The organism is Terriglobales bacterium (assembly GCA_035624475.1).
Lineage (GTDB): Bacteria > Acidobacteriota > Terriglobia > Terriglobales > Acidobacteriaceae > DASPRL01.
The window spans coordinates 1-10,479 of record DASPRL010000135.1 but is presented as its reverse complement, the minus strand read 5'-3'; the positions used below and the strand labels follow the sequence as shown (position 1 = coordinate 10,479).

The 10,479-nt window shown below is 67.2% G+C and carries 8 protein-coding genes and 1 tRNA gene; 5 read left to right on the top strand and 4 right to left on the bottom strand.

Features of this window, described 5'->3' with window-relative positions; genetic code table 11:
• Positions 1-34: 34 nt before the first annotated feature.
• Entirely contained in the window at positions 35-754 is a 720-nt protein-coding gene (locus VEG08_05860; protein HXZ27511.1) for an ABC transporter ATP-binding protein, read from the bottom strand.
• Positions 755-848: 94 nt separating this feature from the next.
• Positions 849-2,222, bottom strand: coding sequence for an efflux RND transporter periplasmic adaptor subunit (locus VEG08_05855; GenBank protein HXZ27510.1), 1,374 nt, complete (start codon positions 2,220-2,222; stop codon positions 849-851).
• Positions 2,223-2,554: 332 nt separating this feature from the next.
• On the opposite strand from VEG08_05855, the gene VEG08_05850 reads away from it, so the two are divergent.
• From VEG08_05850 to VEG08_05830, 5 genes are all read left to right on the top strand, one after another.
• Positions 2,555-4,279, top strand: a complete 1,725-nt coding sequence (locus VEG08_05850; protein ID HXZ27509.1) for a GWxTD domain-containing protein — start codon at positions 2,555-2,557, stop codon at positions 4,277-4,279.
• Positions 4,280-4,310: 31 nt separating this feature from the next.
• Positions 4,311-6,011, top strand: coding sequence for a TonB-dependent receptor (locus tag VEG08_05845; GenBank protein ID HXZ27508.1), 1,701 nt, complete (start codon positions 4,311-4,313; stop codon positions 6,009-6,011).
• Between the two features lie 105 nt (positions 6,012-6,116).
• Positions 6,117-6,545 carry a hypothetical protein gene (locus VEG08_05840; GenBank protein ID HXZ27507.1) on the top strand — a complete coding sequence of 143 codons (429 nt, stop codon included), beginning with the start codon at positions 6,117-6,119 and terminating at the stop codon, positions 6,543-6,545.
• 3 nt (positions 6,546-6,548) lie between these two features.
• Positions 6,549-7,949 (top strand): amidase, encoded by a 1,401-nt coding sequence (locus tag VEG08_05835; GenBank protein HXZ27506.1) that lies wholly within the window; start codon positions 6,549-6,551, stop codon positions 7,947-7,949.
• An 89-nt stretch (positions 7,950-8,038) separates the two neighbouring features.
• Positions 8,039-8,114: transfer RNA gene (locus tag VEG08_05830), tRNA-Lys, on the top strand.
• 59 nt (positions 8,115-8,173) lie between these two features.
• On the opposite strand, the gene VEG08_05825 is transcribed toward VEG08_05830, so the two are convergent.
• Together VEG08_05825 and VEG08_05820 are read right to left on the bottom strand one after the other, a co-directional pair.
• Positions 8,174-10,057: a cytochrome c3 family protein gene (locus tag VEG08_05825; protein ID HXZ27505.1), complete on the bottom strand. Its 1,884-nt coding sequence runs from the start codon at positions 10,055-10,057 to the stop codon at positions 8,174-8,176.
• Positions 10,054-10,479 (bottom strand): 6-bladed beta-propeller (locus VEG08_05820; protein ID HXZ27504.1); only part of this gene is annotated, 426 nt, incomplete at its 5' end. The genes VEG08_05825 and VEG08_05820, both read right to left, overlap by 4 nt.

Here is a 10,479-nt window from a genome sequence, read left to right as displayed (position 1 = left end):
GAGAACTAGCTACTAGCCACTAACCACTGCTTTTTTATCTCTTCCTCTCGTCCCGTTCCACGACGCCATCTTTGATGTGAATTACACGGTGCGCATATTCGGCAATGTCGTGTTCGTGGGTGACCAGCACGATGGTGTTGCCCTGCTGATGCAACCGGTCGAACAAGGCCATGATCTCGGCGCCGGTCTGCGAGTCCAGGTTGCCGGTGGGCTCGTCGGCCAGGATGATGGCGGGATTGTTGACCAACGCCCGCGCGACGGCTACGCGCTGCCGCTGGCCGCCGGAGAGTTCGTTGGGCTTGTGCATCATGCGGGGTTCCAGGTCCACCGCGCGCAGCGCCGCTTTGGCGCGCTCCAGGCGCTCTTCCGCCGGCGTCCCGTTGTAGATCAGCGGCAGCTCCACGTTGTGCAGCGAGGTGGCCCGCGCCAGCAGGTTGAAGGTCTGGAAGACGAAGCCGATCTCCTTGTTGCGGATGCGCGCCAGCTCGTCGTCGTCCAGTTCGCTGACCAGCTGGCCGTTGAGCCAGTAGCGCCCCTTGCTGGGCGTGTCCAGACACCCGATCAGGTTCATGAGCGTCGACTTGCCCGAGCCCGAGGGCCCCATGATGGCCACGTACTCGTTCTTGTCGATGCGCAGGTTCACCCCGCGCAGCGCGTGCACCTGCTGTTCGGAACCCATGTCATAGGTCTTCCACAGGTCCTCGGTGCTGATCATGCATTGGTCGGGAGGGGCCGCTGGGGCCCGCTCGGCCATGCTCGCCACGTCGGTGCTTGACATCCCTGTCTCTCCTGAGCCGGGGCTGGCCCGCAAACCGGGTTGCCGGTTAGACGCGCCACCGCGGCTGACGTTAGGACGATTCTGCGGGCGCCGGCGTTTTCTCGACCTTGACGGCGGCGTTGTTCTTCAGCGTGCGCAGTACCTTGTAGCTGCCGGTCACGATCTCATCGCCTTCCTTCAGCCCTTTGGTCACCTCGATGTCGGTCGTGCCCGTGATGCCGGTCTCGACCGGTACGAAGACCGCCCGCTGGTTGCGCACCACGAAGACACCCTGCAACTCCTCGTCTTTCTTGTCCTTCTCGTCCGCCTTGGCGGGAGCGGCCGCCTGCACGCTGTTCTTGGACTTCTCCTGCAGCTCCGAGCTGCGGCGGATGGTGAGCGCCTGGATGGGGATGGCCAGCGCTCCCTGCCGCGTCGCCGTGGTGATCTTGGCGGTGGTGGAAAGCCCCGGCCGCAGGTTCTCCGGCGGGTCCGTCAGCGTCACCACCACCTTGAAATCCTTGGCCTCCTGGCTGCCGCCGGTGGTCTGCGCCGTCGACACTCCGGTGGAGCGCACGATGGCGTTGTCGCCGATCTCCGTCACCTTGCCGTGGAAGGTCTTGTTGGGGATGGCATCGATGCTCACGGTCGCATCCTGCCCCAGCTTCACGTTCACGATGTCGGTCTCGTCTACCTTGACCTCGGCGGTGATCACCGACAGGTCCGCCAGCGTCATCAGGGTGCTGCCGGGAGCGTTCTGGATGCCGATCACCACCGTCTCGCCTTCGCGCACCGGCAGGTTGGTGATCACGCCGTCATAGGGAGCCACGTACTCCGTCTTGCTGAGCAGGTCGCTGCTCTTCACCAGGGTGGCCTGCGTCTGGGTCACGTGCCCGTGCGACGAATCCAGTTGCGCCTTGGACTGGGCGACGCGCGCCTTGGACTGTGCCAGGCCCGCCACCGCGGCGTCATAGGCGGCTTTCTTGGCGTCGAAGTCGGCCTTGGCGATGAGCGCGTCCTTGTACAGCCCCTGGGCGCGCTGATAGTCCAGCTTGGCCTGCTCCAACTGCGCCTGCGACTGCTCCAGTTGCGCCTGCGCCGTCTTCAGGCCGGCGTCGGCGGCCAGCGCGTCGGTGCGCGCCGCTTCCAGCGCCGCCCGGGTCGCGGCCACGTCGGAGGCCGACTGCACGTTCTCCAGTTGCGCCAGCATCTGGCCCTGCTTCACGTGATCGCCTTCCTTGACGTACAGCTTGGTGATCTTGCCGAAGGCGTTGGCCCCGATGTTGACGTAGTTCTTGGGCTTGATCTCGCCCGAGGCGGTGACCACGGAGGCCAGGTCCTCGCGGCTGACCTTGCCGGTCTGCACCCCCACCACGTTCTTCCCGCTGAACGAGATCGTGCCCACCACCACCAGCACGACCGCCAGCACGATCCCTGCGATCAGGATGATCTTCTTCTTGCTCATAGAACCTCTACCTCGCAACGCCACGACCACCCCCGGGACGCACAACGTCCGGCCCCCTCTTGCTGATACGGAGGATCCGCCCGAAAAGTTTCCCGGCAAGACACTTCCGGCCTGCCCCTGGGGTTGTCCTGCGCTTCTGTCTAGCCGATTATAGCGACTCGCTTGCCCCTTGCCTACCCCGGGATGCCTCCCCTGCGGAGCGTGGCGGCGTGCTTTCCCCCCTTTCGAGTCTTGCGCGCCACTTGGCAAACACATACAATTTCAAAGGCCCATACCCTACGCCCAGGAGCGCTTCGTCCATGCGGTCTAAAGCCCTCATTTTGCGGTTCTTGGTGACAATCCTGGCCAGCGTTTTGGCGCTGGCCGCCGGCGCCCTGGCGCAGGTCCAGCCGGCCACCTCCGGCGGTTCCGCCAAGGATACTCAAGCGCCCAAGGACGCGGCTGCTGCCGATCAGAAGGATGCGGACCAGCAGGTCGATCCCCTGAAGCGCCCGCTCAACGACAAGCAGCGCAAGAAGAACCAGAAGGCCCTGTACAAGGAGCTGAGCGACGCCGACAAGAAGTGGCTGGACGAGGACGTCCGCTGGATCATCACCGACGAGGAAAAAGCGGCCTTCCTCCAGCTCAGCAACGAAGAGGAGCGGGAGCAGTTCATCGAGCAGTTCTGGCTCCGCCGCGATCCCACCCCCGACACCGAAGAGAACGAGTACAAGGAAGAGCACTACCGCCGCATCGCTTACGCCAATGAGCACTTTGCCGCCGGCATTCCCGGCTGGAAGACCGACCGTGGCCGGGTCTACATCATGTACGGCCCTCCCGACGAGATCGACGCCCATCCTACCGGCGGCTACTACCAGCGTCCCCAGGAGGAGGGCGGGGGCGAGACCTCCACCTATCCCTTCGAGGATTGGCGTTACCGCTATATCGAGGGCATCGGCCAGGAAGTCAACATCGAGTTCGTGGACACCTGCTCCTGCAACGACTATCACATGACCCTCGACCGCTCGGAGAAGGACGCGCTCCTGCACACTCCCAACGGCGGTCTCACTACCTACGAGCAGATGGGCCTCGCCAACAAGGCCGACCGCTGGAACAACGGACTGGAGGCCATCGGCCAGGGCCCCTTCAACAGCAAGATGCAGGGCAAGGACGAGTTCGATCGCGTGATCCAGTTCGCCAAGCTGCAGGCCCCGCCCCAGATCAAGTTCAAGGACCTGGCGGAGGTGGTCAGCCACAGCATCCGCTACAACCTCCTGCCCTTCAGTTGGCAGGCGGACTTCGTCAAAGTCACCGCCGACACCGTGCTGGTGCCCATCACCATCCAGATCAAGAACAAGGATGTCACCTTCGTCACCAAGGACGGCGTGGCTAGCGGCGTGGTCAACATCTTCGGCCGGGTCACCACCCTGACCGGCCGCATCGCCCAGACCTTCGAAGACACGGTCAAGGTGGATGTTCCCGCCGAACTGCTGGCCCGGACCCAGGAGTCCTCCTCCGTCTACTGGAAGGCGCTGCCCCTGCGTCCCAACCGCTACAAGGTCGACCTCGTGCTCAAGGACGTCAACGGCGACCGCATGGGCACCGACAGCCGCGGCATGATGGTCCCGGAGTTCGGCGACGACCGGCTGGCCGCCTCCTCGTTCATTCTGGCCGACCAGATGGAGCGGGTACCGGCCAAGAACGTGGGTACCGGCAACTTCGTCATCGGCGACACCAAGGTGCGCCCGCGCGTGGTGCCCAGCGGCCAGACCGCCACCTTCCGTCGTGACGAGCACATGAACTTCTGGCTGCAGATCTACAACCTGGCGATGGACGAGCAGACCAAGAAACCCTCGGCCAGCATCGAGTACGACATCGTGAACCTGGCCAGCAACAAGCAGGTCGTCCACGCCGTGGAATCCACCGACCAGATGGGCAACGTCGGCAACCAGATCACCCTGGAAAAGAGCCTGGCTCTGACCAGTCTGGAGCCCGGCCAGTACCAGATCACGGTGAAGGTGGACGACAAGGTGGCCAAGCAGAGCATCGCTCCCACCGCCAAGTTCACGGTGCAGTAAGCGTCTGCAGGAAGCAAGCTCCCGGGTAGGGATGAGCGCGCTTCGCAAATTCGGATGGCTGGCCGCGCTGCTGGCGCTGGCACTGCCCGCGGTCGCCTCCGGCAAGCCGGGCTCCATCTCCGGGTGGGTGCGCGACTCCCACGGGGTTCCCCAGATGGGCGCCGTGGTCGAGATCTTCTCCGCCGCCTCGCCCGCCGTTCGCGTCTTCACCGACGCCGCCGGCCACTATACCGCCCGCGACCTGCTCCCCGGCAACTACAGTGTCAAGGTGAGCGCGGCCTCCTTCCTGCCCTCCCTGCGGGAGGACGTGCCCTTGACCCCCGGCGGCCACCGCGTGGTCAATCTCACCCTGAACACTCTGTTCGAGGCGTTGCAATTGGTTCCCCAGCAGCGTCCCGCCGCCCAGGAGGACGACGACTGGAAATGGACGCTGCGCGCGGCCGCTAACCGCCCCATCCTGCGCCTGCGCGACGACGGCCCTCTCGTGGTCGTCTCGCACTCCGAGCGCCAGGACGATCGCTCCTTGAAGGCGCAGGTCGTCCTGCTGGCGGGCTCCGACTCCGACGGCTACGGCGCCGGCTCCGACATGAACACCGTCTTCGCCGTCGAGCAGTCCCTGTTCGCGGCGGGCACGCTCTCCTTCGACGGCAGCCTGGGGCGCGCCCCCGGCAGCCCGGCCGGCGCCCTGCGCGCTTCCTACTCGCACCGCCTGCCCGACGGCTCGCGGCCCGAGGTCGCGGTCACCTTCCGGCGCTTCGCTTCCCCCGGGCTGGCCCCGGAGGACGCCGCCCTGCAGGCCCTGGCGGTCTCCTTGCGCGACGAGACCGCCGTCGGCAACCTGCTGGAGTTTCAGTACGGCGGCGAGTTCCAGGCGGTGCAGTTTCTGGGCCGGGTCACCGCCTTCCGGCCCTGGGGTTCGGCGGATCTCCACCTCTCCCCCAACACGGTCGTGGAATACCGCTACGCCACCTCGGAGCCCAGCCTGCGGATGGCCAAGGGATTTGACAGCGCTCCCGCCGACCTGAGCGAGAGCGGGCCGCGCCTGTCGCTGGTGGACGCGCAGCCCCGGCTGGAGCGCGCCCACCACCACGAACTCTCCCTCTCCCGCCGCCTGGGCCGGAACGCGGTGCAGGTCGCGGTGTACTCCGACCGCATCTCCAACACCGCCCTGACCGGCGTGGGTGACGTCACCGCCGATTCCGGCTTCTTCCTGCCCGATGTCTACTCCGGCACCTTCACCTACAATGGCGGGGAGCTGGAGACCCGCGGCGTCCGCGCCGTGGTGCAGCACAAGTTCAGCCACGACATCACCGCCACCGTGGACTACGCCTACGGCGGGGTGCTGGCCCTGGATGGCTCCAACCTGCCCTGGGAGCAGGCCCTGGCCTCGCTGCACCGCGAATGCCGCCACTCCGCCGCGCTCAAGCTGGCGGGAGCGGTGCCCGGCTCCCACACCCGCTGGATCGCCTCCTATCGCTGGGTGAGCGGCAACGCCCTGACCCCGGTGGACATGTTCAACGCCTCCCCCGGCCAGACCGATCCCTACCTCAGCCTCTTCCTGCGCCAGCCTCTGCCCCAGGTAAGCTTCCTCCCCGGCCACGTGGAGGCCCTGGTGGACCTGCGCAACCTGCTCGCTGAAGGCTACGTTCCTGTGCTCGGCCAGGACGGCCACACCATTTACCTGGTGCAGTCGGCGCGCTCCGTGCGCGGCGGCCTCGCCTTCAATTTCTAAGCCCGCTGCTTTCACTCCTCGGGACGGTTGACGCCCCCGGCGTCTTCGACTAGATTTTCGGCTCGTGGCGCATTCACTCCGCGCCACGAGAAAGCCGGAACCGGCATGCCTTCCAATCCGCCGCCCGCAGGCCGCACCCGCAGGATCTCCCGCCGCCAGTTTGCCCGCGACGCCGCCCTGGCGGGCGCCGCCGCCGCTCTGCTGCCTTCCTCCGCCCGGGCTCTTCCGCAGCAGCCCGCCGCCGCTTCCGACCAGCTTCCGCCCTCCGCAGCCGCCGACTTCGCCAAGCTGCCGTCCGCCAGCCAGGCCGAGGTGGAAGCCAAGTACCAGGCGGTGCTGGGCCGCTACGGCCGCAGCTTTACCGCCGCCCAGAAGACCGAGGTGCGCCGCCAGCTCATCGGAGCGCAGAAGGCGCTCGACGCTCTGCGCGCATTTCCCCTGGAGAACTCCGATGCGCCGGCTACCGTCTTCCGCCCCTATCGCCGCCCCTCCCGGCCTGCGTCAAAGCCCGCGGCAGGGGCAGGGAAGCGCTGAGCCATGGTCAACGAAGACGTCCTCTACCTGTCGGCGAGCGAACTGGGCGAGCGCATCCGCGCCCGCCGCCTTTCCCCGGTGGAGTTGACCGAGGCCTATCTCGACCGCAGCCGCAACCTGGGGCCGAGGCTTGGAGCCTACGTCACGCTCACCCCCGAGCTGGCGCTGGCCGAGGCGCAGGCCGCGGAACGCGAGATCCGCGCCGGCCGCTATCGCGGGCCCCTGCACGGCATTCCCTACGCCGCCAAGGACCTGCTCGCGGTCAAGGGATACCCCACCACCTGGGGGGCGCGCCCCTACGCCGAGCAGCGCTTCGCCTTCGATGCCGCCGTCATCCAGCGCCTGCGCAGCGCCGGAGCGGTGCTGCTGGGCAAGGCGGCCATGATCGAGCTGGCCGGAGGCATGGGCTACCGCTACGCCTCCGCCGCGCTCACCGGCCCCGCCCACAATCCCTGGAATGAGAGTTGCTGGACCTGCGGCTCCTCCTCGGGTTCGGGCGCCATCGTGGCGGCGGCGCTGGCCGGCTTTGCCATAGGGACGGAAACCTGGGGCTCCATCGTGTGTCCCTCCGCCTTCTGCGGGGTCAGCGGCCTGCGGCCCACCTTCGGCCGGGTCAGCCGTCAGGGCGCCATGGGCCTGGCCTATTCCATGGACAAGATCGGTCCTCTGGCGCGCTCGGCGGAGGACTGCGGCCTGGTGCTGGCCGCCATCGCCGGAAACGATCCTGCGGATCTCGGCTCGCTGCCGCCGCAGGATGCCGCCTTCACCTGGCCGCCGGCGGGAGCGCCCAAGCTGCGCATCGGCCGCCTCACCAACGCCTGGCAGTCCCCGGCGGCGGAGGTGGAAGACGCCTTCCAGGCCGCTCTCGAGGTGATGACGGCCCACGGCGCCGTGGTCGAAGATGCTGCCCTGCCCGAAGGGCCCTGGGAGGCCGCCGCCGGGCTCACCATCTCCGTGGAGGGCGCTTCCGCCTTCCAGGATCTGATCGAATCCGGGCGTGTGCTCGAGCTCGCTGATCCCGAGGGGCAGATGGGCGGCTTCGTGAACCTGCAGGTCGGCGCCGCCGATTATGAGCGCGCCCAGCGCCTCCGTGGCCTGCTGCAGCGCAAGATGGACACCCTCTTCGAGAGCTTCGACCTCCTGACTGCCCCCTCGCTGCCCGTTGCCGCCAGCTCTCTCGAGGCCAATCTGGACACCGACCTGAGCTTCGCCGATCCCCTGGGAGGCATCGGGAACTTCTGCGGGCTGCCCGCCGCCAGCGTGCCCTGCGGCTTCACCCAGGCCGGCCTGCCCATCGGCATCCAGTTCGTCGGGCGGGTCCTGGGCGAAGACAAGGTGCTCGCCGCCGCCCGCCTCTTCCAGCAGCACAGCGACTGGCACCGCAAGCGCCCGCCGCTATCGTGACGCGGCAGAACGCGCTCGCGCCCGCGCCTAGACGCCGCCCAAACCCGGATGATATTCTCTGAGTGCCGCAGTTTTTTCCCGCACCCCGTGGGCGCGTAGCTCAACTGGCAGAGCAACTGACTCTTAATCAGTAGGTTGAAGGTTCGATTCCTTCCGCGCTCACCATTTCTTTCAATTCAATCCATCAGCGCGGGGCGCCCGCCGGCCGGGATTCTCCGGACGAATCAGTAGCTCGTGGAGGCGTGGTCCTGATTGTGGCAGGTCAGCGTGCACGTACCGTGGTGGCCGGCTCCCTTCACGAACTGCATCTGTCCCTGGTACGGCGCGACGATGTTGAGGTCGAAGTCGATCAGGGCGGCGTTGTTGACCGCGGAGCCGTTGGGCACGCCGTGGGCATCGTGGCAGGTGGCGCAGGAGGTGAGCTGCATGTGCTCGCGGTGGGGGAAGCTCTCGTCGTTGAGCAGGCTCTGCTCGCTGTGGCATTGCAGGCAGAGGGCGTAGTTGGCCGAGGAGTAAGGGATGCCGGCGGTATGGCCGGGCGCGCCCATCGGGTTCTCCACCTGGTAGTTGCGCTGCAGGATGTGGGGATACACGGAGCCGTGCGGTCCCACCGGCCCGGTGTTGCCGGGGCCCAGGTTGCGGTTGTCGTCACTGTTGTGGCAGTCGGTGCAGTAGATCTGCGAGGCGGAGGAGAGGATGCGGCCGGGGATGGCCACCCCGGCGTCGGTGATCAGGCTGGGCACATCGCCACCCGGACCGGTGCTCAGCCCCCGCGGCCGCACCACCGGATGCCAGGAGGGTGAGTTGGCGAGGGCCTGGCGCAGGTCGAGGGAGCGGGTCTGCCGGCTGGGCAAGGCTCCATAGGTGCCATAGCCGGGCTGTTGCGGCTGGTTGAGGTTGTAGCTGTGGCACTTGAAGCAGATCTCGTACTCGTACTGCGCCTCGGCGGTGCCACGCCGCGGATCCAGGGCCGCACCTCCGGAGTTGATCCCGCTCTCGCCCAGCAACGCCCCCGAGAGTTGCGGCGGCGTGAGCGGAGAAGAGTCGTTGCGGGCGGCGTGCGGGTTGTGGCAATCGTCGCAGGCCGCGTGCCGGCTCACGATCTGGTCGGGGGCCTCCACCGGGTCGTGGTCGGGCTGCGGGCCCAGCGAAGGATGGGTGTAGGGCTTGCGCGTGAACTCCGACTTCACATCAGCGATCGCGGTCAGGGGATTGCCGTCGTGGCACTGGAAGCAGACCTGGTCGGTTTCACCCTTCAGGAGCCGGGCCGTCTCGTGAGCGGTGTGGGGACGATGGCAACTGCCGCAGCCGTTCTGGGCGACCGTGGCGTAGCCGGTGTGGCTGCCCAGCCAGCTCACGCCCCCGCTGGTCTCGCTGGTGTAGGCCGCCGCCGAGGTCTTGTGGCTGGAAGGCTGGCCCTGCGTCCCGCTCCAGCTCCATAGGCTGCTGCCCGCCCCACCCCGGGGATCGTGGCAGGTGGTGCAGAGGGCGGAGCCGGAGTTGTTCTTCACCAGGAAGCGCAGCTCGACGGGGTCGTTGTCCTCGACGTGGGGGTCGTGGCAGGTGGTGCACTGCAGCATGCCCTGGCTGTCGAGCTTGACCTGGTCGCCGGCCGGTGGGTTCATGATCTGAGAATTACTGAGGCTGGGAACGAAGCCTACCGGGTGATTGCTGGCCAGGCTGAGCGACGGGCCCGCCAGGTTGCTGGGACTGGTGGCCGGCAGCTTCTGGTCGGTGGACATCCCCTGGAAGGGGATCTGGCCGTTGTTGACGGTGTCACCCAGGGCCACGGTGCCGTCATGGCAGCTCAGGCAGAGCTTGGAGCCGCCCCCAGGCTGCGCCACCGGCGACTGCTCGGTGCTGCTCTGATAGACCTGGTAGGTCACGCCCTGGGGCAGGCTGTGGTTCCACAGCGGCGCCATGGGCTGCGCCCGGTGGGGCGCGTGACAGAAGATGCAGGTGGCATCCAGGGTGGTGGCTTTGATGGCCGCCCCGCTCGACTGGCTGAAGTCGTGCTTGGAGTTGCGCAGCTTGCGGATCTCGCTCTGTTGTCCGCCCGCTCCCGCAGCCAGCAGCAACAGCAGCGCGCAGCCGAGGACGCGCCTCACCGCCCGCCTCCCGGATGTTCCGCCGTCGGCGCGCTCTTCTCCGCCAGGTACTGGAAGACCTGGACGCGGCGCTGGAAGGGATCGGCCACGTAGATGCGGTCGGAGGAGTCAATGGCCACGCCCGCCGGAATGTAGAACTCTCCCACGCGCGCTCCCGACTCTCCGAAGCTCAGCAGATACCGGCCCTGGAGGTCGAAGATCTGCACGGTGGAGAAGAGCGCCTCGGCGACGTAGACATGTCCCTCGGAATCCACGGCCACTCCCTTGGGCCGGTTGAAGTAGCCGGAGCCGTCGCCGCTCTCGCCGAACTGGGTGACGAACTTGCCCTCCGGCGTGAAGACCTGGACGCGGCAGTTCATGGTGTCGTTGACGTACAACCGCCCCTCCCGGTCCACCGCCAGGAAGGTGGGCAGGTTGAACTG